Annotated in this window: 22 protein-coding genes; 6 read left to right on the forward strand and 16 right to left on the reverse strand. The window is 62.7% G+C overall.

The features are described from left to right. Positions 1-114: 114 nt before the first annotated feature. The 9 genes from C501_RS0111075 to pdxT form a co-directional block, all read right to left on the reverse strand. Complete coding sequence (locus C501_RS0111075) at positions 115-2478, reverse strand: RelA/SpoT family protein (RefSeq protein WP_018135698.1); 2364 nt, start codon at positions 2476-2478, stop codon at positions 115-117. A gap of 99 nt (positions 2479-2577) precedes the next feature. Beyond that, the gene (secF, locus tag C501_RS0111080; protein WP_018135699.1) at positions 2578-3576 is read right to left on the reverse strand and encodes a protein translocase subunit SecF; all 999 of its coding nucleotides are present in this window, start codon (positions 3574-3576) and stop codon (positions 2578-2580) included. Continuing rightward, positions 3576-5372 (reverse strand): protein translocase subunit SecD, encoded by a 1797-nt coding sequence (gene secD / locus C501_RS0111085; RefSeq protein ID WP_018135700.1) that lies wholly within the window; start codon positions 5370-5372, stop codon positions 3576-3578. The genes secF and secD overlap by 1 nt, the downstream gene beginning before the upstream one ends. Before the next feature lie 140 nt (positions 5373-5512). Further along, positions 5513-5938 carry a preprotein translocase subunit YajC gene (gene yajC / locus C501_RS0111090; RefSeq protein ID WP_018135701.1) on the reverse strand — a complete coding sequence of 142 codons (426 nt, stop codon included), beginning with the start codon at positions 5936-5938 and terminating at the stop codon, positions 5513-5515. An 87-nt stretch (positions 5939-6025) separates the two neighbouring features. Continuing rightward, positions 6026-7120 (reverse strand): Holliday junction branch migration DNA helicase RuvB, encoded by a 1095-nt coding sequence (ruvB, locus tag C501_RS0111095; RefSeq protein ID WP_051064541.1) that lies wholly within the window; start codon positions 7118-7120, stop codon positions 6026-6028. Positions 7121-7157: 37 nt separating this feature from the next. Next, positions 7158-7802: a Holliday junction branch migration protein RuvA gene (ruvA, locus tag C501_RS0111100; protein ID WP_018135703.1), complete on the reverse strand. Its 645-nt coding sequence runs from the start codon at positions 7800-7802 to the stop codon at positions 7158-7160. Positions 7803-7922: 120 nt separating this feature from the next. Next, positions 7923-8561 (reverse strand): crossover junction endodeoxyribonuclease RuvC, encoded by a 639-nt coding sequence (gene ruvC, locus C501_RS0111105; RefSeq protein ID WP_018135704.1) that lies wholly within the window; start codon positions 8559-8561, stop codon positions 7923-7925. A gap of 26 nt (positions 8562-8587) precedes the next feature. Next, complete coding sequence (locus C501_RS0111110; RefSeq protein WP_018135705.1) at positions 8588-9370, reverse strand: YebC/PmpR family DNA-binding transcriptional regulator; 783 nt, start codon at positions 9368-9370, stop codon at positions 8588-8590. A 29-nt stretch (positions 9371-9399) separates the two neighbouring features. Beyond that, a complete protein-coding gene (gene pdxT / locus C501_RS0111115; RefSeq protein WP_018135706.1) occupies positions 9400-10050 on the reverse strand; it encodes a pyridoxal 5'-phosphate synthase glutaminase subunit PdxT in 651 nt (216 codons plus the stop codon). 146 nt (positions 10051-10196) lie between these two features. On the opposite strand from pdxT, the gene asnB reads away from it, so the two are divergent. Continuing rightward, on the forward strand, positions 10197-12881 hold the full coding sequence (gene asnB, locus C501_RS0111120; protein ID WP_018135707.1) for an asparagine synthase (glutamine-hydrolyzing): 2685 nt from the start codon (positions 10197-10199) through the stop codon (positions 12879-12881). A 112-nt stretch (positions 12882-12993) separates the two neighbouring features. Beyond that, complete coding sequence (gene ggt / locus C501_RS0111125) at positions 12994-14859, forward strand: gamma-glutamyltransferase (RefSeq protein WP_083906627.1); 1866 nt, start codon at positions 12994-12996, stop codon at positions 14857-14859. A gap of 21 nt (positions 14860-14880) precedes the next feature. Here ggt and C501_RS0111130 read toward each other — a convergent pair whose 3' ends face one another. After that, positions 14881-15066 (reverse strand): YegP family protein, encoded by a 186-nt coding sequence (locus C501_RS0111130; RefSeq protein WP_018135709.1) that lies wholly within the window; start codon positions 15064-15066, stop codon positions 14881-14883. Between the two features lie 227 nt (positions 15067-15293). On the opposite strand from C501_RS0111130, the gene C501_RS0111135 reads away from it, so the two are divergent. After that, positions 15294-15875 carry a sugar O-acetyltransferase gene (locus C501_RS0111135; RefSeq protein ID WP_026174861.1) on the forward strand — a complete coding sequence of 194 codons (582 nt, stop codon included), beginning with the start codon at positions 15294-15296 and terminating at the stop codon, positions 15873-15875. 162 nt (positions 15876-16037) lie between these two features. Then, on the forward strand, positions 16038-16448 hold the full coding sequence (locus C501_RS14335) for a hypothetical protein (protein WP_156807751.1): 411 nt from the start codon (positions 16038-16040) through the stop codon (positions 16446-16448). A gap of 210 nt (positions 16449-16658) precedes the next feature. Here the strand turns inward: C501_RS14335 and C501_RS13325 are convergent, their stop codons facing one another. Then, positions 16659-17099 (reverse strand): winged helix-turn-helix transcriptional regulator, encoded by a 441-nt coding sequence (locus tag C501_RS13325; protein WP_211206376.1) that lies wholly within the window; start codon positions 17097-17099, stop codon positions 16659-16661. Positions 17100-17191: 92 nt separating this feature from the next. On the opposite strand from C501_RS13325, the gene C501_RS0111155 reads away from it, so the two are divergent. Next, the gene (locus tag C501_RS0111155; RefSeq protein ID WP_018135714.1) at positions 17192-18055 is read left to right on the forward strand and encodes an SDR family oxidoreductase; all 864 of its coding nucleotides are present in this window, start codon (positions 17192-17194) and stop codon (positions 18053-18055) included. A gap of 88 nt (positions 18056-18143) precedes the next feature. Here the strand turns inward: C501_RS0111155 and pdxS are convergent, their stop codons facing one another. The 5 genes from pdxS to C501_RS0111180 form a co-directional block, all read right to left on the reverse strand. Continuing rightward, positions 18144-19079, reverse strand: coding sequence for a pyridoxal 5'-phosphate synthase lyase subunit PdxS (gene pdxS, locus C501_RS0111160; protein WP_018135715.1), 936 nt, complete (start codon positions 19077-19079; stop codon positions 18144-18146). 145 nt (positions 19080-19224) lie between these two features. After that, positions 19225-19845: a phosphatidylinositol phosphate synthase gene (gene pgsA / locus C501_RS0111165; RefSeq protein ID WP_018135716.1), complete on the reverse strand. Its 621-nt coding sequence runs from the start codon at positions 19843-19845 to the stop codon at positions 19225-19227. A 7-nt stretch (positions 19846-19852) separates the two neighbouring features. Then, complete coding sequence (locus C501_RS0111170; RefSeq protein ID WP_018135717.1) at positions 19853-20413, reverse strand: HIT family protein; 561 nt, start codon at positions 20411-20413, stop codon at positions 19853-19855. A gap of 58 nt (positions 20414-20471) precedes the next feature. Then, positions 20472-22487: a threonine--tRNA ligase gene (gene thrS / locus C501_RS0111175; RefSeq protein ID WP_026174862.1), complete on the reverse strand. Its 2016-nt coding sequence runs from the start codon at positions 22485-22487 to the stop codon at positions 20472-20474. Positions 22488-22624: 137 nt separating this feature from the next. Then, positions 22625-22927: a putative quinol monooxygenase gene (locus C501_RS0111180; protein WP_018135719.1), complete on the reverse strand. Its 303-nt coding sequence runs from the start codon at positions 22925-22927 to the stop codon at positions 22625-22627. Positions 22928-22990: 63 nt separating this feature from the next. On the opposite strand from C501_RS0111180, the gene C501_RS14890 reads away from it, so the two are divergent. Continuing rightward, positions 22991-24187: a gluconokinase, GntK/IdnK-type gene (locus tag C501_RS14890; RefSeq protein WP_083906629.1), complete on the forward strand. Its 1197-nt coding sequence runs from the start codon at positions 22991-22993 to the stop codon at positions 24185-24187. The last annotated feature ends 2 nt before the right edge of the window (positions 24188-24189 follow it).

Genomic DNA, 24189 nt, shown 5'->3' on the forward strand with positions numbered 1-24189 from the left:
GCTAGGGTTGAGCTATAAGCTCCTGAAGCACGCCCTGCTCACCAAACCGCGTGCCCCTTTCAGGCGCCGAGCCGAACAGCGTCTGGAGCGGCTGTCCTCTGTCGAACCGCGAGGTCAGTCGCTACGTTTAGCGCCCGTCGTCCGGTAGACGTCGAAGACTCCGTCGATACGGCGTACCGCACTGAGAATATGGTTAAGGTACTTGGGGTCGCCCATCTCGAAAGAGAACTTGGAGATCGCTAGTCGATCATTAGAGGTGTGCACTGAGGCGGAGAGGATGTTAACGTGGTTCTCCGCGAGCACCCTAGTGACGTCCGAGAGCAGGCTCTTACGATCCAACGCCTCGACCTGGATCTCCACCAGGAACACGCCAGACTGAGTCGCAGCCCACTCCACATCGATGATCCGGTCTGGCTGCTCCTGCAATCCGTGCACATTACGGCAGTCCCGGCGATGCACCGAGACCCCGGAACCGCGGGTCACGAATCCGATGATCTCGTCCGGAGGCACCGGAGTGCAGCAGCGAGCGAGCTTGACCAGAACGTCTTCAACACCGCGGACCATCACCCCGGAGCTCGAATAACGGGGCCTCGGAGCGTTCTCCGGTAGCGGGGTGCTGCTGATCTCCTCTTCGACTACATCATCGCTGACCAGTGAGCTGACGAGCTTCTCCACCACGCTGGGAGCAGAGACGTGTCCGTCACCGACAGCGGCGTAAAGCGCCGAAATATCCGGATAGCGCAGATCCTCCGCGATCGCAAGCAGGGCCTCGTGCGTCATCATGCGCTGCAACGGCAGGTTCTGCTTGCGCATCGCACGGGTCAGCTGCTCTTTGCCCTTGTCGATCGCCTCTTCTCTGCGCTCTTTGCTGAACCACTGACGAATCTTGTTCCGCGCCCGTGCGCTCTTGACGAAGTTCTGCCAGTCCTGACTGGGGCCGGCTCCTTCAGCTTTGGACGTGAAGATCTCCACCCAATCGCCATGGTTGAGCTCGCTGTTGAGCGGCACGAGCTTGCCGTTGACCCGGGCCCCGATAGTCCGGTGCCCCACCTCGGTGTGTACGGCATAAGCGAAGTCCACCGGGGTGGACCCTGCGGGCAACGCCATCACATCGCCTTTGGGTGTGAAGACGAAAACTTCCCTGGCGTTAATCTCAAAACGCAATGAGTCCAGGAACTCCCCTGGATCCTTCGTCTCCTGCTGCCAGTCCACGAGGGTCCGCAGCCAGCTCAGATCACTGTCGCTGCCCACGGTATGAGCGGCAGCCCGGCCCGCCTGGTTCTTATACTTCCAGTGCGCAGCGACACCGTATTCCGCCCGCTGATGCATTTCATGGGTGCGGATCTGGATCTCTACAGGTTTGCCGCCCGGGCCGATCACCGTGGTGTGCAGGGATTGATACATATTGAACTTAGGCATCGCAATATAGTCTTTGAAACGCCCGGGCAACGGACTCCAGCGGGCATGCATGGCACCGAGGGCGGCATAGCAGTCGCGCACCGAGTCCACCAGGATCCGGACACCGATCAGATCATTGATATCATCGAAATCCTTATCGCGGACGATCATCTTCTGGTACACCGAGTAGTAATGCTTCGGACGGCCCGTAATCGAGGCTCGGATCTTCGCCGCCCGGAGGTCCTCGGAGATCTGCTGCCGGACCGCCGTGAGGCACTTCTCCCGCTCCGGTGCCCGGTCCTCAACCATCCGTACGATCTCTTCATACACCTTGGGGTACAGGGCGGCGAAAGAAAGATCCTCCAGTTCCCATTTGATCGTGTTCATGCCCAACCGGTGCGCGAGTGGGGCGAAGATATCCAGGGTCTCCCTGGCTTTGCGCGCGGAGGACTCCGCGGAGACGAAACGCCAGGTCCGGGCGTTGTGCAACCGGTCCGCGAGTTTGATCACCAGAACCCGGATGTCCTTGGCCATGGCCACGACCATCTTCCGCACGGTCTCGGATTGAGCCGCATCGCCGAACGTCATCTTGTCGAGCTTGGTGACCCCATCGACGAGCATCGCTACTTCGCTGCCGAAGTCCTCGGTGAGCTGAGCCAGGGTGTAGGACGTGTCCTCGACGGTATCGTGCAGCAGGGCCGCGGCCAGGGTGGTGCCGGTCATACCCAGTTCGGCTAGAATCGTCGCCACAGCCACCGGATGCGTGATGTAGGGGTCGCCGTTCTTGCGCTTCTGCCCCTCATGATGGCGCTCAGCCGTCGCATATGCCCGGCGGATGAGCTCGAAGTCTTCGCGCGGGTTATTGGCCCTCACCACTCGGAGCAGCGGCTCCAGAATCGGCGAGTAGCTCACGGAGCGCCCCGTGAGCCGAGCCAGCCGGGTCCGTGTGCGCTCCCGCCGGCTCGGCAGATAAGCTCGCTGGGCACCACTTCCGGGTGCCGCGTCCTGCCCCGTCACGGTGGTGCCAGCAGGGTCGATATCTTGCCTGGTCGCAGAAGAGGCCGGGTCGTGCTCTTGCATCGTCCCCTCCTCCCGTGCCGACAGATCTGCCCGTTACGTGACCTTCCTGTATATCAACCAGGACTTCACCTAGTCTATGCCTGCACTAGGAAGCGAAGGCTACTCACCTGCTTCTGATGCGCGCCGGGCCCGGACCTGCTCGGCCTGCTTGACCAGGGCCGGCTCCCTCACTCGGATCGCTGCGTACAGTGGCGCGGCGATGAAGATCGTAGTCATAGCACCGATGATGATGCCGATGAACAGCGAAAGCGAAAGATCCCGCAGAGTGCCCGCGCCGAAAAGGAACGAGCCGATGAAGAGGATCGCCCCGACCGGCAGCAGTCCGACGACCGAGGTGTTGATCGAGCGGACCAGGGTCTGGTTGATCGCCAGGTTGACTTCAGAGGCGAAGGTACGCCGAGTCGAAGTGGAGATATCCGCGGTGTTCTCCCGGATCTTATCGAAGACGACGACGATATCGTAGAGCGAATAACTCAAGATGGTGAGGAATCCGATGATCGCCGATGGCGTCACTTCCACCCCGGAGACCGCGTAAATACCCGCGGTCACGACCTGCACGAACAGCATCGCCGTGATCGCCGCTGTCGACATCTTCCAGGTCCGGAAGTAGAGGGCCATCAGGATCGTCGCCAGCAGGACGAAGATCACCAAGCCGAACAGGGCCTGTCGGGTGACGTCTTCGCCCCAGGTCGGGCCGACGAAGGTTGAAGCGACTTCATTTTCCCCTACGCCGTAGGCCTGCGCTAGGGAATCTCGGACTCTGAGGGTCTCCTCGTCACTGAGCCGCTCAGTCTGCACCTGCACTGTGTCCCCGGCGAGATTACTCACCCGGGGCGTCTGCCCGGAGACCACCGAGGTCACCGCATCCTGGCCGACCGTGGTGTCCGTGGTCTGCGCATTGGTGATGGTGAATTCGCTGCCTCCACGGAAGTCGATTCCCAGCGCGAAACCGCCTTTGAAAACTGGCACCAGGATGGAGAGCACTACCAGGACCGCGGCGATCGCGAACCAGCTCTTGCGCCGGCCCACGAAATCGTAGGAGCGCTTGCCGGTGTACAGCTCATTGCCGAATGTCGAAAAATTGACCCACTGTGGCATTACTTTTCGTCCTTCGTCGAGTCTTCTACGGCGTTTTTCCCGGCAGCCTTGCCCGGAGTCTCTTCTACCGTCCCCTTTTCAGCGTCTTTTTCCCGCTGCCTTTCGGCCAGGCGGCGTTCGGCGATGGTCTGGCGCCGCTCCGCCTCGCCACGGGCACCGGTGTTCTTGACCTTCAGGGCCGGTGCGGCGCGATCTGCATCGCCTGCCTCACGGGTGCGCCCGGCACCCCGGTAGAAAGGCACCACGCCGAGGCGCTCCGGTGAGAATCCGGAGAGCCGGTGGCCCTCGGCGAAGAACTTGCGGGTTGCCAGCAGCCTCAGCATGGGGTGCGTGAACAGGAAGACCACGATCAAGTCAGCGATGGCGGTCAGACCCAGCGTAAAGGCGAAGCCCTGGACGTTGCCCACCGCGACGAAGTAGAGCACGATAGCGGCCAGCAGGTTGACCGCTTTGGAGGCGATCACGGTCCGCCGGGCGCGCTGCCAGCCGTTCTCCACGGCGGCCACCAGGCCGCGGCCTTCGCGCAGCTCATCCCTGATGCGTTCGAAATAGACGATGAAGGAGTCCGCAGTCTGGCCGATCGCTATGATCAAGCCCGCAATACCCGCGAGAGAGAGCCGGTAGTTCTGTGTCCAGCCGAGCAGGACGATGGCCAAGTATGTCAGGATGCCTGCCACCACGAGCGAGGCCACCGTGACCAAGCCAAGGGCGCGATATTGGATCAGCGTGTAGATGACCACGAGGATCAAGCCGATCAGGCCCGCGATCAAGCCAAGTTCGAGCTGCTGGGCACCCAACGTCGCAGAGATCTGCTCCTCACTCTGGATCTCGAAGCTGATCGGCAGGGCACCGAATTTGAGCTGTTCGGAAAGAGCTTTAGCGGTCGTCTCAGTGAAATTACCGGTGATCTGAGAACGGCCGTCGGTGATCACAGCCTGGGATCTCGGTGCGGAAATCACCTTGCCGTCCAGCACGATGGCGAACTGGGCCCTGGGGTCGTTCGGATTCAAAGTGTAGATACCGTTGAGTCGGGTAGTCACCTCACGGAAAGTCGCGGTACCTTCAGCGTTGAAGGTGAGGTTGACGCCCCACTGATTCATGGTAGCGCCCTGGGCACCCTGGACCAAGCCGTAGCTAGATTCGCTGATCTGCTGACCGGTGACCTCCACCGGGCCCAGGATGAACTTCATCGTCCCCTCGGCATCGCAGGTGATCATCGGCTGCGAGGGGTCCTGGCCCTGTGCCGGTTCCTGGCTGCAGTCATAGCTAAGGAAATCCTTCGCCAGCTGGGGCGTCACCCAGTTGGGGTCGCTGGCATTCTGCGGCGGGCCGCTGGGCTGCGGCAGCTGGTCATCAGGCGGCAGCTGATCCGGCGGAGTCGGCGTCGGATTGCCGATCTGGATCACCGGGCGGAAGGACATCGCCGCCGAGGCGAGAATGAGCTGGCGCTGTTCCTGCGTCGGCGTGCCGGGCAGGGCGACAACCAGGTTGTTACTGCCCTGGGTGGTGATCTGGGCTTCTGCCACGCCGGAGCCGTCCACGCGCTGGCGGATGATGGAGACCGCCTGCTCCCGCTGCTCATCGGTGATCGTGCCGGCGCTGCCCTCGACCCTCGGCGCGAGGATCATCTGCGTTCCGCCTTCGAGATCCAGGCCAAGCTTAGGCGCCCAGCTGGCCGAGCCCCATGTAGTGCCACCAGCCAGGACGAGAGTCAGCAGCACGATGAGCGCTCCCAACCACAGCAACATCCTGCGGGCTTCGACCACCGGGCCTTTTCTCGGACCGTTGTTTGCCATATGCGTTCTCGGGGCTTTCTCTCGAGGGCTCCCCGGCTCACACCGGATGACCCGCAGACGTCCCGGCGCGGGGCTAGCGCCGGAAGGGACATGAGAACGCCGCCTCATCAAAGACTAGGCGGCGCCTCCTTCAAGGCATATTACTGCTCTCGGCCGCGATTTTCCTTATCGTCGTGGACCTGGGACTCCTCCGCGCTTCCTTCGGCAGGGCTCGCAGTGCCGCGATCCGGCCTGCCGGCGTCAGCGGAACCGGTGAAATCTGTCAGCGAGGAAGCATCGTCTGGGACCACGGGGGCCGGCTCGGTGCTGTCCGCCGACTCAATGACCTTGGTGACCGCCTGGCGGTGCACCGTGGCGTTGTTGCCCGGGGACAGTTCCAGGACCACCTGGTTCTCAGCATCGTCGATCGACACGACCCGGCCAAAGAGCCCAAAGCTCGTCATGACATCCACACCAGGCTGCACCTTAGTCTGCAGCTCAGTCATAGTCTTCTGCTGTTGCCGACTACGGCGGAACATCAGCATGGCGAGCACCGCGATGAGCAGGAGGGGAAGGAGGAGCGACACGTCCACTACAAAATCCGTTCTAGAAGCTGTCAGGGTCTTTGCCGGGGTCTCCCGGAAAGAGCATTCCTATAGTGTACGCGAGACTGCTCAGCGACCCCATTCTTCTTCTCCAGTCCAGAACTCCGCAGTGTCGTCGCCGGCACGATCCTCGCCGAAGAACGGCAGGTTCTGGGCCGAAGTGCCGGTTGTCGGACGCGCCAAGCCCAGGTGATCCCAGGCCGCGGGCATCGCGATGCGCCCCCGCGGAGTCCGGCCCAGCAGCCCTTCGCGGACCAGGAAGGGCTCGGCGACGGTCTCCACCGTCTCGGGCTCCTCACCGACGGCGATCGCGAGGGTGGACAGGCCTACCGGGCCGCCGTCGAACTTCTCCACGAGCGCACGAAGCACGGAGCGATCCAGCCGGTCCAGCCCGCGGGCATCCACTTCATACATATCCAGAGCAGCGGCTGCGGCCCGGGCATCGATGTGGTCGATGCCGTGCACCAGAGCCCAATCCCGAACCCGACGCAAAAGGCGGTTGGCGATACGTGGGGTGCCCCGGGAGCGGCCTGCGATCTCAGTGAATCCCTCATTGCTCAGTCTGAGCTCCAACAGCCCCGCGGAGCGACGCAGCACGGATTCCAGCTCAGCTACCGAATAGAACTCGAGATGACCGGTGAAGCCGAACCGGTCTCGCAGCGGCCCCGGCAGAAGACCTGCCCTGGTGGTCGCCCCGACGAGAGTGAAGGACGGCAGGTCGAGCGGGATGGCCGTCGCCCCTGCACCTTTGCCGACCACGATGTCCACCCGGAAGTCCTCCATCGCAAGGTAAAGCATCTCCTCGGCTGGGCGAGACATCCGGTGGATCTCATCGAGGAAGAGGACTTCGCCTTCGGTCAGCGAGGAAAGGATCGCGGCCAAATCTCCGGCGTGCTGGATGGCCGGCCCGGAACTGATCCGCAACGGTGCGTTCATCTCAGCGGCGACGATCATGGCCAGCGTGGTTTTTCCGAGCCCTGGTGGCCCGGAAAGCAGTACGTGGTCGGCGGTGCGGCCCCGGATCCGGGAGGCTTCCAGTACCAGGGAGAGCTGCTGACGCACACGCTGCTGGCCGACAAAATCATCCAGATTCCGGGGACGGAGCGCTGCTTCGAGCGCGCGTTCCTCGGTTTCGGTGCCAGCGGGGACAACCGGGGAGACCAGTTCCCGCGATTCGTCGGGAGCGGGCTGACGCTTCGGCTCAGCCACGCTGCCCTGCTCTCAGACCGGCGCCCTTCTTCCCGCCGTCCTGGCCTAGCCAGGAAAGCGTAGCCCGCAGGATCTGACCTACATCACCGTGTTTGAGCATCTCCTCTTGATCTGCTGTGGCGCGGTCGATACTGTTCTGCGCGTCCTTCTCGCTCCAGCCCAGGCTGATCATCGCCGCGACGACCTGCGGCCGCCACTCCGGGGCGGTTGCTGCAGCCCCGGCTGCCGGAACCTGCATCGGCTGCAGTTTGCCCGCAAGCTCGAGCACAATGCGCCCCGCGACCTTGGGGCCGACGCCGGGCACCTTGGTGAAAGCTTTCTCGTCCCCCGTGCTGGCCGCTACGCGAACGGCCTCCGGTTCGAGCACCGCGAGGACCGCGAGAGCCAGCCGCGGGCCGATGCCACTGACGGTCAGCAGCGCGTCGAAGACCTCGAGCTCATCCGCTGAGGCGAATCCGTACAGCGTCAGCGAATCCTCGCGGACAATCAGCGTGGTGGTCAGTAGCGCAGTTTCGCCCTGGCGCAGGCCCGTCAAAGTCTTGGGTGTGGCCTGAACCAGGAAACCGACACCGCCGACTTCGATCACCACCTGAGCCAGGCCCAGCTGAGCTACAGTGCCGCGAAGCGAATTGATCATCTGCCTACCTCGTCAAGTGGTCAGAGCACCGTCAAGCGCAGCAGCGCGAATCCAGAAGCTCTAGAACATATCTACGAATAGCCTAACCGGCTGATCCGCCAGCATCGTGCACGACGCGCCTCAGCGCCATTGCCGGCTGGAGCGCTCCTGGTTCTTCCGTGCCTTGGCTTCCGCTTCAAGCCATAGCTTCCGAGCCGGAGTCATCAACTCCCCACTCCTCGCCCCACGCTGACCGGGGGTCCCTGCGCTTCCCGTCTCCCCCAGCGCGGCAGCCGCCGCGCCGATGCCACCTCGCCAGGAGTGCGTGATCGCCAGGGCCAGGGCGTCAGCGGCGTCAGCGGGCTGCGGAAGGGAATCCAGACGCAGAATCCTGGCGACCATGGTGGCCACCGCAGTTTTATCCGCCCGGCCGTTACCCGTCACTGCGGCCTTGATCTCACTCGGGGTATGCAGGGCCACCGGGATCCGATGACGCGCCGCCGCCGCCATCACAATGCCGGAGACCTGGGCCACCCCCATCACTGTGGAGAGATTTGTCTGCGAGAAAACCCGCTCCACAGCCAGGACTTCCGGCTGATATCGCTCCAGCCAGCGGTCCGTTGCTTCGGCAATCACGAATAGACGTTCCGCAAGCGGTTGACCGGAGGAGCTGCCTACCACGTCCACCGCGACCAGATCGACCCTCCGGCTCGCCGCGGAATCCACCACTCCGAAACCGCAGCGGGTCAGCCCCGGGTCGATGCCGAAGACACGCACCACTCAGCCACCTTCACCATGTTCAGTGTTCAGTCCTCTTCAAGCTGCGCCATGACCTCGGCGCTCATATCGGCGTTGGAGTAGACGTTCTGCACATCATCGAGATCTTCGAGTGCATCGTAGATACGCACGAATTTCTTGGCGTTCTCGGTCTCCAGCTGCACATGCATCGATGGGACGAAACCTGCTTCATCGTTGTCGTACTCCAGGCCGGCTTCATTGAGCGCGGTGCGGATCTCCGGCAGATCCTTCGGATCGCTGATCACCGTGAAGTTCTCGCCCTCTTCTTTGACCTCTTCGGCACCGGCGTCCAGCACGGCCATCAGCAGGTCGTCCTCGGTGAGGACGCTTTCCGAACCCGCCTCGGCCCCTTGGGCCTTGGGCACGGAGACGATGCCTTTGCGGGTGAAGAGATAGCTCACGGATCCGGGATCAGCCATCGTGCCGCCATTGCGGCCCACCGCCAGGCGGACATCCGAGGCCGCCCGGTTCTTATTGTCCGTCAGACACTCGATCAGCAGCGCGGTGCCCTGGGGCCCGTAGCCTTCGTACATGATGGTCTGATAATCGACGGCTTCGCCGAGCTGACCGGAGCCGCGTTTGACGGCGCGGTCGATATTGTCATTAGGCACCGAGGTCTTCTTGGCCTTGGTGATCGCGAGTTCCAGCGCCGGATTTCCGGCCACATCCGGACCGCCGATCCGGGCGGCGACCTCAATGTTTTTGATCAGCTTCGCGAACGACTTGGCACGTCGGGCGTCGATGACCGCCTTTTTGTGCTTGGTAGTAGCCCATTTGGAGTGACCGGACATGCTTTGCGCTTCTTTCTGCTGGCTTCTATCTAGAGTTCTTGCTTCATCATCCGCACGAAAAGCTCATGCACCCGGGGCTCCGCCGCTACACCATCGGCTCCGGTGGCTTCCGGGTGGAACGAGGTCGCTAGGAGGTTCCCCGAGCGCACCGCAACCGCGCGGTTCGCTCCTTCAATCCTAACCTCGGCCAGGGTTTCCACCCCGGAACCCACTCGTTCGGCCCAGGGAGCCCGGATGAAAACCGCGTGCACAGGGCGCTGCGGCGCGCTGATCCCGGTGAACCGCACCGCAGTCTCGAAGGACTCGCGCTGCCGCCCGAAGGCATTGCGCCGCACCGCGATATCCAGACCGCCCAGCGTGCGCTGCGGCGCGCCCGAACCGTCAAGCGCCGGGTCCAGAACTTTATCCGCCAACAGGATCATGCCCGCGCAGGAGCCGTACACAGCCTTGCCCGAGCGGATGAAGTCCCGCAGCGGCTGCTCCAGCTCGAACGCCCGGATCAGTCGATCCATAGCAGTTGATTCACCGCCCGGTATGGTCAGCCCGGCCAGGCCATCTAGCTCGCTCGCCCGACGCACCGGGCGGGCCATCACCCCGCAGGCCCGCAACACCTGGAGATGCTCCTGGGTATCGCCCTGCAAGGCCAGTACCCCGGCGGTCAGAGTCGTGGTGGAGATCATCAGGCCATCATAGGTCCTGGCAGCGACAGGCAGACCCGATACTGTCTTATACCTGCTTATGCCCTATTGCGCCCTGTCATGCACTCGACTCGGGGTCACAACAAGTACCATTGAGGCTGGACTTTTCTTCGATGTGAGGGTGACGTATGTGCGGAATCGCCGGGTACTACGGCTATGAAGCGGACGAGGCGATGCTCAGCACGATGAGCGAGACCATCGCTCATCGCGGCCCGGACGGTGAAGGCTACTTCACGGACGGCCTGGTGGGCTTCGCGCACCGCCGCCTGGCTTTTATCGACCTGGAGCACGGCCCGCAGCCCATGATCAGCCAAGACGGCAAGACCGTGCTGATCTATAACGGCGAGGTCTACAACTACCTTGACCTGCGCACCGAGCTGGAGGCTCTGGGCCGCACTTTCGTCACGAATTCCGATACCGAAGTGGTACTCCAGGCCTATGAGCAGTGGGGCACCGAGGCTTTCGACCGTTTCAACGGCATGTTCGGCCTGGCGATCTACGATGCCGAGCAGCAGCGGCTGGTCCTGGCTCGCGATCACTTCGGCATTAAGCCGTTGTACTTCGCTCCGCTGTCCGCCGAGCAGACCGGCACGGGCAAACCAGGCTTGCTCTTCGGCTGCGAGATCAAACCGATCCTGGCGGCCGAGAAGATTGATAAGAAGGTCAACGAACGGATCCTCTACCGGTACTTGCAGTTCCGAATCCACGATGAAGAGGCCGCGACGTTCTTCGAGGGCATCGATAAGCTCATGCCCGGCCAGATGCTGGTCCTGGATACAACGACCGGCGATTACGCACTCAGCATGTTCACCCGTTTTCCGGAGGAGCTGAGGGAGCTCTCCGCCATCGACACCCCGTACTCCCGCGAAATCATCGAAGAGTACCGGCAGCGCTTCACCGAAGGCGTACGGCTGCGCCTGCAGTCCGAGGTGCCCATCGGCAGCGCGCTCTCCGGCGGTCTGGATTCTTCCGCGGTGGTCGTCACCATCAATAAGCTCATGGCGGAGCATGCCGCGGCGACGGACTCCCTCGGCAGCAGCCAGCAGACCTTCACCGCGATCTTCCCGAACTCCATCAACGATGAAGAGAAGTACGCCGACGCGGTTCTTGAGATCTGCAAGGGCAATGTCACGAGCCATAAGATCCTACCGACGGCCGAAGAGTTCGCCGAGGATCTAGAAGACTTCGTGCGGACTCAGGAAGAGCCGATCATCTCCTCCGGCCCGTACGCCCAGTACCGGGTGATGCAGGAGGCCTCCAAACACGTTAAGGCGCTGCTGGATGGCCAGGGCGCCGATGAGATGATGGCCGGTTACATCCCCTATTACTTCGCGTACCTGAGGCAGCTGAAGAAGAACGGGCAGTTCGGCAAACTGGCTAAAGAACTGCTCTCCAGTACGGATATCCTGTTCCGTCTGGTCCGCTTCCGGCTCTTCGGAATGCTGACGTTCCGTAAGGAGACCGGGATCACCGAGCTACTGGATCCGCAGTTCCGGCGCGAGCATAAAACCGAGCGCTTCAGCACCATCCCGGACAACCTCAAGCTGCGGCTTATCGACGATATCTTCCATAAGTCGCTGCCCTCAGTGCTGCGTTACGAGGATAAGAACACGATGCGCTTCTCCTTGGAAGGGCGCGTTCCGTTCCTGGACAAGGACGTGGTGAAGTACCTTTTCAGCCTCTCCGATGAGTCGATCATCAAGGGCGGCTGGAACAAGCGGATCCTGCGTGACGCCACCCGAGGCCTGCTGCCGCCGATGATCTCCAACCGGCGGAACAAGATCGGCTTCACCACGCCTGAGGCCGAATGGTTCCTGAAGATGCAGGAGAAGATCTACGAGATCTTCATGTCCGCGGCCTTCGAAGGCCGGAAGTACTGGAACAAAGACGAAGTGATCGCGGCCTTCGAACGGTACACCTCGGGCAATCACAGCGGCTCCACGATGGTGTTCTGGCGATTGCTGAACACCGAGCTGTGGTTGCGGGAATTCATCGACGCCCCGCAGGACACCGAGGCAGAGCTTCCCGTAAAAAGCGATTACGAGCCCAATGCGGGTAAGGATCTGGATATTTCGGTGCCGGAGGACGGCGGGCGCAGTTACCGACGCTACCCGATCCGCACCGAGGTCTTCTACCGGCAGACCGATCTGGATCCGGCGATCCTCAGCTACGTGCAGCGCTTCGCAGATGGTTTGCCGGGCGCCGGCGCCGAGCATCGGCAGGCTACCGCGGATAAGCCCTGGTACCTTTTCGTCTCCGAGAAGATCGTCGCGATGACCCAGGGCCGCTCGATTCCGGTCTGGGACATCAAGGTCTCCCCTGCGGCCCGGCTGCTCAGCCGGTTCGTGATGAAGAACCCGGGTGGCATCGGCCTGGCCAGCCCGTGGTCGATGCAGCTGGCCATCGACGAGGTCGGCCTGCCCCGGATCCTCTGGGCGTCTTTACGTTCCGTGATCGGTAAACTCCAAGGCAAGAACGGGGTCTTCTACGAGGTCGTAGGACATGACATCAACGCCATCGACGGTGCCGCAGCGTACCAGGTGGGCACCTCAGTTCATTCGGTGAAGTACGCGCCGAAGGATCCGGACGGGGTGGCCCGCAGGCTCAGCGCCAAGGTCCGCGCCGCCCTGCCGGCTGAGCTCGCCGCGAACTTCGGCGGAACCGCGATCATGGACGCCAATGACCTCGGCGTCGTCGCCCTCGGCCACGATACCGACCTAGAAAAAGCAGCATTGGAAGGCATCTTCCGGGATAACCCGCAGGGTCAGAGCACCGAGACCACGCCGATGTCGGTGGTCTTCCGGCAGAGCTGATCCCGGATAACCCGGATCACGCAGGACAAAGCTGGGGCCGAAACAGTCTTACTGTTTCGGCCCCGACTTTGTACTATAGCTAGTTCTCACCAGATCACCATCGAGGAAGATCATGAAACATTCATCTTTGAATCTCGCTGCGGCATCAGCGCTTGCTCTGTCTCTGGCTGTCGGTTTGCTGGGATGTTCCGGGCCGACTCCTGAAGGAAAAGGTGGGGTGACCGGCACCGCTCAGCCGGGTTATTTCGCTCAAGGAAGCGGCGGCGCGGTGGTTTCAGACACCGTGCAATCGACCCAGGCCGGTATCGATGTGCTCGCATCGGGAGGAAGCGCAGCAGATGCTGCTGTCGCCGTAGCTTCGGTACTGGGCGTCACGAACCCCCTGGTGGGCGGGCTTGGTGGCGGCGGATACCTGGTGTATTACGATGCTGAAACCGGAGAAGTCAGCACTATCGATGGGCGCGAGACCGCCCGAGCGGCGGACACGGCAACACTTTTCATCGACCCCGCGACGGGTGAACCGCTCAGCACCCAGCAGGCGAATATCGGCGGCCTCGCGGTCGGCGTCCCCGGGCAGCTTGCACTGTGGCAGCGTGCCATCGACCGGTGGGGCAAGCAGGATCTGGCTTCTGCCCTGAAGCCAGCGATCGACGTGGCAGAACAAGGGGTCCCGGTGAATACCGCGCTGCACAACCAGATCGCGGATCCCCAGAAGACCTTCGGCATCTTCGGCAACACCGCTGAGACTTATCTTCCCGGAGGCAGGCCGTTGGAAACCGGAAAAATCCTGAAGAACCCCGATCTGGCGCAGACCTACCGGATTATCGCAGCAGAAGGCACTGACGCGTTCTATCGAGGCGAGATCGGCCAGTCAATGATTGATGCGGTCGCCAACCCGCCGGTAGCCGACGGTAAATCCGCCTCCACTGGAACCATGACGATGGCAGATCTCGCCTCGTACAGTGCATTGAACGCGGAACCCATCCGCAGCAGCTACCGGGGCCTGGACGACTATGGCATGGGATCATCTTCATCCGGCGGCGTGACCGTGGGCGAGGCGCTGAACATTCTGGAACAGTTCCCGCTCAAAGATGAGAACAAAGCGGTGGCGACGATGCGTTTCCTGGAGGCCAGCAAACTGGCATTCGCGGACCGCAATGCTTATGTCGGAGACCGGGCCTCCGTCGAAGTTCCGGATGAGGTACTGCTGTCAGAAGGTTTTGCGAAATCGCGTGCCTGCTTGATCGACCCGGCCAAAGCCCTGCCCGCGCCCCAGCCCGCCGGCGCTTTGACCGCCACCGACTGCTCTGCAGCGCCGGTGGCCAGCGGCACCGAAACCGTCGAGGGGCAGCAAACCAACCATTTCGTGGTCTCCGACGCTGAAGGGAACGTGGCCTCCTACACGAATACCATCAACTTCTACGGCGGCAGCGGGATCCTGGTTCCAGGACGCGGGTTCCTGCTCAATAACGAGCTCACTGACTTCGACTTCGCCGCCGCTGCTCGGGGGGTCGAGAGTCTTAATCTGCCGGCCCCGGGCAAGCGACCCCGGTCTTCGATGTCGCCGACGATCGTGCTCCAAGACGGCAAACCGTATATGGTTCTGGGCTCCCCCGGCGGATCAACCATCATCACCACGGTGCTGCAGGTTCTGATGAACCGGATCGACCTCGGTATGTCATTGCAGGATGCGGTTGCCGCGCCGAGAGCGTCCCAGCGCAATTCTGCCACCACGCTCATTGAGCCGGCCTTCGAAGAACTCCCGGAAGCGGAGCAGGCAAAAGCCGCGGGCTACACCTTCGTCGTGGCTCCTACCCCCGATCAGAACCCTGCCAGCGTGACTCCACCAACCATCGGTGTCGTCGCCGCACTCGAATTCAGCCGGCCCGGCCCCGATGCAGCGCCGATGGTCATCGCGGTGGGTGAGAAAGAACGCCGAGGCGGCACAAGTGCACAAATGACGAACCCCGGGGGCTAACCGGAGGCTGCGATCAGGAGGTCATTCCGCTTTGGATACCTCGACAACCTCGGAATCGGCATTGCGGCGCACCGAATCGATGCCGTTCATCGCGCTCTTCTTGGTCTTGTACCCCTGGGAGGTGGCGATCACCTCTCCGTTGCCTGCTTTGAGGCGGAAGCGGAAACTGCCGGACTTGTCTTCGTATACTTCGAATTTTCCAGCCATGATCTAGCCCTTTCTAAACGCGACGATACCGTCACAAGAGGAGTCGAACACCCTCAGTGTATGGCCGATTCCAGGAAATGGAAGGCGCCCAGAAGACTCCCTGGAAATTGCCAGGAAGTCCTGGAAGTTCTATCGCTTGGGAGTAGTTGTTGCGGGTATTCGAGTTCGATACCCACCACAACTACTCCCAAGCGAAGAGCGATCCGTTCCTTGATACGGTCGTAGGCATGAAGGATTACTTCGCGGGCGATCCCCGGAGCCATCGGCAGCGGATGCTCGCGGGTGATCTGTACATCGGCGGCCAGGACCCGGAGAGCATACGGATCGCACAGCGAGCCGCGCAACTCGCGGATGCCTATCATCGGGCCGCAGTCGCGGACGAGGAAGCGGCACGGCCTCTGCTCGCCAAGCTGCTCGGCAGCCTGGGCGAGGGCGCGTTCGTCAAGCCGCCGCTGTTCGTCGACTACGGGGAGAACCTGCACCTCGGGGCGCGCGTCTTCATCAACTTCAACCTGGTCGCTCTCGACGTCGTCGATATCAGGATCGGCGATGACTCCATGCTCGGCCCCAATGTTCAGCTGCTGACACCGACTCACCCCATCGACCCCCAGCCGCGCCGGGACAAACTCGAAGCGGCGAAGCCGATCACCCTTGGCGAGAACGTCTGGCTCGGCGTCGGGGTGATCGTCTGCCCGGGCGTGACCATCGGGGACAACAGCGTGATCGGCGCCGGTTCCGTCGTCACGAAGGACATTCCCGCGAACGTCGTGGCGGTCGGCAATCCGGCCCAGGTCATCCGGGAGATCTGAGGCGGCGAGAGAGGTTCGGGAACGGCCTGGGGTCAGGCGACCACCGGTGCGTCGCCGATCCGCTCCGCGCAGGCCCGGAATTCCGAGTACCCGCTTGCAGGCTGCCCCGGCGAGCAGATCCGCTCGGCCATGGCGCGCAGAGGCATCCGGAATCCGGATCCCTTGAGCGACTTGCTGCTCGTTCTGCGCCGTAGGCCTATCGCCCCAGATCGACAAGGATGCACCGCGAACCACAGGAGTCACCGGGGCGGCTACGATCTCGCGCACTTCCTGCTGGGTCAGCCGTTCGGCAGAGACCACGTCGGGATGCTTCTGGGATTCGATCCGAAAGCCTTCGCTGTCCGAGAAGTGCACTTGCAGGGTGCTGAATTTGAACCAGGCCGGGCCGAAGTACTTCCGGCCGATGTCGATGTGCAGCGAACGTTCCGAACTGCCGGCCAGCCCACGCCGGTTGCGGCCGACAGTTCCCTGCCTGCTACGACAGCCTGCAATGCAGCGCGTGTTGACCAGAACAACCCGGCGATGGTCTGCGCCGTGAGCAGCAGCGCCCCGGAACGGCAATCCATCCAGTAGGCCTCTGCAGGATCGGCTCCAGCGGGAAGGGCGATATCGCCTAAGCGCAATAGCACCTCCCCCTACGCGTTGCAGCTGTGACCGGAATCAGTGCGACAGAAGAGCCGATCAAGACGCTGAGTCGGCAGCGAAAAGCCGGGCTTCAGCCTCGGCCGACTGTGCGCTAAAGTCCAAAAATATCCGAACGGCCCCGGCCTGGGCCGCAAGTTCTCAGCGGCGGGATCGAGCTGGATGCTTAACGGAGCCGGGATGCCCAACCTGCTGAGAGCTGGACTCTGCCGATCCCCGTGTCATTTCTGAGCCAGTGTCCTGAACAGCGAGATGAGAATACAGTGCCTCGATCAGGTCACGGTATCGGGCAGTGACTTGGCGGCCACCCTCAGTCAGTCGGTAGGCAGGGCGCCCTTCGTCCATCGCGCGTTCGACGAAGCCGTCGACTTCTAGCATGCGCAAAGTCTGTGCGATCATCCTCTCGTTCGAGCCACCGATGCGGCGATGGATCTCACCGAAACGCGTCGAACCGTCATCGAGGGCGATCATCACCAATGGTACCCAGCGCCCCGTGAGGTCACGCAGCACGGACTGCGATGGGCACATGGCGCTGAAGGCGTCGAACGCCGTGGGGCCATCAGATTCGGCAAGCTGCACCATGCGGTGATCCTCCATTCCGTTGACACCCATCATATCGTATACTTACGATTAGTAAGCACATACGAAATGTAAGCAACCTGAGGAGTCACATCATGGTTATCGCCATCACCGGTGCCACCGGACAATTGGGCCGTCTCGTCGTCGACGAACTGCTCGCACGCACAGCCCCTGATCAGATCATCGCCCTCGCCCGCGATACAGCCAAGGCCGGCGATCTCGCTGCACGCGGCATCGACGTGCGCACTTTTGACTACGATCAGCCCGAGACTCTCGCTCCAGCGCTCGAAGGGGTTGATCGGCTCCTGCTGATCTCCGGCAACGCCATCGGCCAGCGCGTGGCGCAGCATACCGCCGTGATCGAGGCGGCGAAGAGCGCCAATGTGCCCTTCGTCGCCTACACCAGCGTCTTGCACGCGGATAGCGCCAAAACACTGACCGTGGCACCCGAACACGCTGAAACCGAGAAGCTGCTCGCTGCTGCGCCCTTCACCGTCGCTGTGCTCCGCAATGGCTGGTATTCGGAAAACCTCATCCCCGGCGCACGGCAAGCAGCCGAAAGCGGAACCCTGCTCACCAACGCTGGCGATGGCGAACAGTTCACCGCGTCCCGCGACGACTACGCCACCGCAACAGCGATCGTACTCACGGCCGAGGAACCCCGGGGCGCGATCTACGAGCTCGCCGGCGACTCCGGCGTGACGCAGGATGAGCTCGCGCGCATCATCACCGACGTCTCGGGCAAGCCCGTCGCAGTGCAGCAGGTCTCCGCCGATGAGCACCGCGCCGCACTCATCGCCGCCGGCCTGCCCGAGGCAGCCGCCGACTTCGTCGTCAGCACGGACACCGCCATCGCCGGCGGCGAGCTCGCTGATCCGGAGCCGGGCACGCTATCGCGCCTCATCGGCCGCCCCACAACACCGTTACGCGAGACGCTCGCGGAGGCCTTCCAGAAGTAGCTCTGTCCGACTTGGGAGTAGTTGTGGCGGGTATTCAGGCTGAATACCCGCCACAACTACTCCCAAGTGCAGCAATACCGGGGTGGGCTTACCAGCCCCGTTCCGCGAGCCGATGCGGCTCCGGGATCTCTTCGACGTTGATGCCGACCATCGCCTCACCCAGACCGCGGGAGACCTGCACCAGCACTGACGGATCGTCGTAGAACGCCGTGGCCTTGACAATGGCGGCCGCCCGCTGCTCGGGGTTGCCCGATTTGAAGATGCCGGAGCCGACGAAAACGCCATCGGCACCGAGCTGCATCATCATCGCCGCATCTGCCGGAGTCGCGATACCACCCGCGGTGAAGAGCACCACCGGCAGCTCACCGCGCTCGGCGACTTCCCGGACCAGCTCGTACGGCGCCTGCAGCTCCTTGGCGGCAACGTACAGTTCATCCTCAGCCATCGTGGAGAGCCTGCGGATCTCGGCCCGGATCTGGCGCATATGCGTCGTCGCATTGGAGACATCACCGGTACCGGCCTCGCCCTTGGAGCGGATCATCGCCGCCCCCTCGGTGATTCTGCGCAGCGCTTCGCCGAGGTTCGTCGCACCGCAAACGAAAGGCACCGTGAACCGCCACTTGTCGATATGATGCGTGTAATCCGCCGGCGTCAGCACCTCGGACTCATCGATGTAATCCACGCTCAGTGATTCCAGCAGCTGGGCTTCGACGAAGTGCCCGATCCTCGCCTTGGCCATCACCGGAATGGACACCGCGTCGATGATGGACTCGATCATGTCCGGATCGGACATCCGGGAGACCCCGCCCTGCGCCCGGATATCCGCGGGAACCCGCTCCAGCGCCATGACCGCGACGGCACCCGCATCTTCGGCGATCCTGGCTTGCTCGGCGGTGACCACATCCATGATCACCCCGCCTTTGAGCATTTCCGCCATACCCCGTTTGACCCGGTTGCTGCCGACCCTGCTGTCTGCGGCTGCGGTGGTCTCGCCCGGGATAGGGTTCGCGGCGTTCTCGGTCATCGTGGCTCCTTCGCTTACATGCGATCGCAAGTGGACTGCTCTGACCAGTCCACTTATAGCTCGATTTTAGGCTCGATCCCGGGAAACTCAGAGCCGGATCGACATAAAAGAAACATTAAGGGCCAGTTACTCTGCTGCGGACCGCCTAAGAAGGCACCCCGGCATTGAAGATCTGCGCGCGGACCGCCAGCACCCGCTGTGCCACGGTCACCACGCTCGCAAGAGCCAACAGGACCAAGACGATCAGCAGCACCCATTCCGGCAGGCCGAGCCCCACGAGGCCGGTAGCCACCAAGGTGACCACGAGGCGCTCTGAACGTTCGGCGATGCCGACATCGGCGGTGAGGCCGAGACCTTCGGCCCGGGCTTTGCTGTAGGAGACCAGATTGGAGAGCACCAGGCAGACCAGAGCAAGGATGGCGATGGCGGGTTGGGCACCGCCCAGGAAGAACCACAGCGCGATACCCAGGAAGACGCTGCTATCCCCCAGTCGGTCCAGGGTCGAATCCAGAAAGGCCCCCCAGGGCCCACAGCGATCGAGCTTGCGGGCCATGAGTCCGTCGACTAGGTCGGAGAAGATGAAAACCGTGATCAGCACCGTGCCCCAGAAGAGCTGGCCGAGGGGATAAAGTGCAAGCGCACCGACCATGACGCCGAGGGTGCCGACGATGGTCACGGTATCCGGGGAGACGCCCCAGCGAAGCAGAAGGTATGCGATCGGCCGGAAGATCGCAGCGAAGAAATCCCGGGCGTACCGGTTCAGCATAGGAGACTCAACTCTCTGCCCAGGCAGCGGCTATCTGCTCGTGCATTTCACTGAGGGTCTGCGCCATGGCCTTGGTCTGCGCGATGATCGGCAGGAAGTTGCTGTCGCCCCGCCAGCGCGGCACGACGTGCTGGTGCAGGTGCGCGGCGACTCCGGCGCCCCCGACGGCGCCCTGGTTCATACCCAGATTGAAGCCCTGAGGGTTCGCGACCTTCCGCAGTACCCGCATCGCGGTCTGGGTCAGTCGGGAGAATTCCGTGGTCTCCGCCTCGGTGAGATCCGTGAAATCCGGGATGTGCCGGTACGGGCAAACCAAAAGGTGCCCCGGGTTATACGGGAAGAGGTTGAGGATCACGTAGCAGGACTCCCCGCGATGGACGATCAGCGATTCCGCATCGGAGCGTTGCGGCGCGAGGCAGAACGGGCAATCGTCTTCTTGGTCCTTGTATTGCTCCTGACCGCCTTTGATGTACGCCAGTCGGTGCGGCGTCCACAAGCGCTGGAAAGCATCCGGAACTCCGGGCAGGGCGAAATCGTCGCTCGTTTCAGCGTTATGATCTTCCGCCATCCTCAGCCCCTGCCTCTATCGGCTCTGCCGGTCCTACCTACGCATTACCTACTCAGTCCTAAGATCTATTCTCGCCCAGAATCTGCTCATCGCTCCAGCGCTCGGATACCGCGATCCGGATCCGCTCGACCGCCTCGGCGACCGGCACGCCGTTGTCCTGGCTGCCATCGCGGAAACGGAAGGAAACCGCCCCGGCCTCAGCATCCTCGCCGCCGATGATCAGCACGAAGGGGATCTTCTCCTTACTCGCGGTGCGGATCTTCTTCGGGAACCGGTCCGAACCGAGGTCCGCCTCAGCCCGGATGCCTGCCGCCCGCAGCTGGCGCACCACATCGAGGATCTGCTCGTCGAAGGCCTCGGCCACCGGAATGGCCCGTACTTGCACCGGAGCTAGCCAGGCCGGGAAGGCTCCCGCATAGTGCTCGGTGAGTACCCCGAAGAAGCGCTCGATCGATCCGAAAAGCGCACGGTGGATCATCACCGGGCGCTGCCGGGAGCCGTCCGCGGCCTGGTATTCCAGTTCGAAGCGCTCCGGCAGGTTGAAGTCGAGCTGGATCGTGGACATCTGCCAGGTCCGGCCGATGGCGTCCCGCGCCTGCACGGAGATCTTCGGCCCGTAGAACGCGGCGCCGCCCGGATCCGGGACGAGCTCCAGCCCGGAGGCCTCGGCCACCTCCTGCAGGGTGCTGGTGGCTTCCTCCCAGGCCTCATCGGAGCCGACGTACTTCTCCGGATCCTTGGTGGACAGTTCCAGATAGAAATCGTCCAGGCCGTAGTCCTTGAGCAAGCCCAGGACGAAGTTGAGCGTTCCGGTGAGCTCGTCTTTCATCTGCTCTCGGGTGCAGTAGATATGCGCGTCGTCCTGGGTCATCCCGCGGACCCTGGTCAGCCCGTGCACCACTCCGGATTTCTCGTACCGGTAGACCGAGCCGAATTCGAAGAGCCGCAGCGGCAACTCCCGATAGGATCTGCCGCGCGCGGCGAAGATCAGGTTGTGCATGGGGCAGTTCATCGGTTTGAGGTAGTAGTCCTGGCCGGGCTTGCGAACCGTGCCGTCCGCATCCAGTTCCTCGTCGATATGCAGCGGCGGGAACATCCCGTCCCGGTACCAGTCCAGGTGGCCGGAGACTTCGTAGAGCCTGCCCTTGGTGATGTGCGGAGTGTTCACGAACTCATAACCGGCCTCGGTGTGCCGGGCGCGCGAGTAGTCTTCCATCTCCTTGCGGATGATACCGCCCTTGGGGTGGAAAACCGGTAGGCCCGAGCCCAGTTCGTCCGGGAAGGAGAACAGATCCAGTTCCGCACCGAGCTTGCGGTGGTCGCGGCGCTCGGCCTCCGCCAAGCGCTCTTGATAAGCCTTGAGCTCTTCTTTACTGGGCCAGGCCGTGCCGTAGATGCGCTGCAGCTGCTTGTTTTTCTCGTTGCCCCGCCAGTATGCCGCCGCACTCCGGGTGAGCGCGTAGGCGTTGGAGATGAGCTTGGTGTTCGGCAGGTGCGGGCCCCGGCAGAGATCCTGCCAGACCACAGTGCCGTCGCGATCAACGTTCTCGTAGATGCTCAGACCGCCGCTGCCGACTTCCTGGGAAGCGCCCTCCGCGGCGTCCTGAACGCCGTCCTTCTTCAGGCCGATGAGCTCGAGTTTGTAGGGCTCATCACGCATCGCGTCGATGGCTTCAGCCTCGCTGACCTCCCGGCGCACGAAGCGCTGGTTGGCATTGACGATCTTCAGCATCATCTTCTCGAGCTGCTTGAGGTCTTCCGGTGTGAAGGGCTCGGCGACATCGAAATCGAAGTAGAAGCCGTCGGTGATGTACGGGCCGATGCCGAGTGTCGCCTCGGGGCGCAGCTGCTGCACGGCCTGGGCCATCACATGGGCTGCGGAGTGCCGCAACACTTCAAGGCCTTCCGCAGAGCCGATGCGCACCGAGGCGACCTCGGCACCTTCCGGAACCGGCTGCGCTAAGTCCGTGAGTTCGCCGTTGACCCACATCACGACGATATCGCGTTGATCCGCGAAGAGATCGGTTCCAGTGGTGCCGTGCGCGACCTGCCGGGTTTCGCCCTCGACGGTGATCTGGAAATCCTCCGCCCGGGAGGCGGTTGCTTCGTTCGGCACGGCTTTTCTCTTCTCTTCGGATTCTCAGGCCGGCTGGCCTCCTCGATGGTATCGGCACCCTGCCAGCAAAGTCACTTCACCTCATAGTCCCCCAACTACTCTCGTAACGGGGATCCGGCGACCTCGAATCTGAAGCCTCCGAAAGTCCCGGATAGCAGCGCTCGCGCCTCGGTGATCGCCTGCTGCACTTCGGGCAGCTGGAGCGAAGCCCGATGCGCCTGGGCGCTCGACCAGAGCTCGACGACGAACACGGTATCCGGCTCGTCGTCATTCGTACCGACCTCATAGGCCAGGCAACCCAGCTCTGCCAGCACCGGATTGCGCCGGCTGAGCTGGGCGACGAGTTCATCACGCTTCCCAGGGCGGGCTCCGAGCGTGCCGGCATTGACGAAAACCATGCCTTCAGGATATTCCTCTGTGCTTTCCGCTGCCTGCTTCCCCGACCGTGACAGGATAGGAAGATGACGGCATCCCAGGTAACATCCCAGGCGACTCAACCAACCGTCCTCGTGGTGATGGGGGTATCCGGCTCTGGGAAAAGCACCGTTGCACAAACTCTGGCGAAACGAACCGGCTGGGCTTTCCAAGAGGGCGATGATCTGCATCCGGAAGCCAATATCGCGAAAATGGCTGCGGGAATCCCGCTCGATGATGCGGACCGGAGACCCTGGCTGGAGCGAATCTCGACGTGGATCCGCCAGCGGCTCGAGCGCGGCGAGTCCGGGATCGTCACCTGCTCGGCTCTGCGTCGCGAGTACCGGGATATCCTGCGTGGTGACAACGGACAGCATGCTGAGGGTGTGGTCTTCGTGTTCCTCGATGGCAGCCGGGAGCAGATCGCAGAACGGCTCAGCTCCAGGAAGGGGCATTTCATGCCGGCTTCCTTGCTGGATTCCCAATTCGCCGAGCTGCAGCCACCGGCCGCTGAGGAGAATGCGGTCCGGGCGAACATCCAGGCGGGCCCGGCGGAACAAGTGGAGCAGGTAATGTCCACGCTCGCCGCACGGAGCCCCGAGCCGTCGATCCAGGATCAAGTCGACCAGTTATTGGCGATCCGACAGCACGGTGAGCTGCCTGCTATCGTCCAAGCCGGCCATCCGGCACTGCGCCGTCCTGCACAGCCGTGGCGGGGTCAGCTTGATCAGGATCGCTTGCGAAGGCTCATCGAACTCATGCGTGAGGTCATGCACGCCGCCCCGGGCGTCGGCCTGGCGGCTCCGCAGCTGGGGCTGTCCCTACAATTAGCGGTGGCCGAAGACGAATACCAGGTTCCCAAAGAGATCCGACGGGTCAGGGAGCGCGAGCCGCTGCCTTTTCTCGTGATGCTCAACCCCCGCTACTCGCCAGCAGACTCACCAACGGAGACTAGCTCTGATCAGTGTGCGGAATTCTACGAAGGCTGCCTCTCCGTCGCCGGCTTCCAGGCGGTGGTCTCCCGCCCCCGGGCCGTGCAACTGACGTATCTCGATGCTCAAGGCGTGCCGCAGCAACATCTTTTCCAGGGGTGGGCTGCGCGTATCGTGCAGCATGAAACCGATCACCTGGCGGGAACCTTGTACCTGGATCGGGCGATGCTGCGATCCCTGACCAGTGATGATTACCGTCACCACTATGCAGAGCCCGGCATCGGCCAAGCCCGGGCAGAGCTGGGATTCTGAAC

The organism is Acaricomes phytoseiuli DSM 14247, from assembly GCF_000376245.1.
Classification (GTDB): domain Bacteria; phylum Actinomycetota; class Actinomycetes; order Actinomycetales; family Micrococcaceae; genus Renibacterium; species Renibacterium phytoseiuli.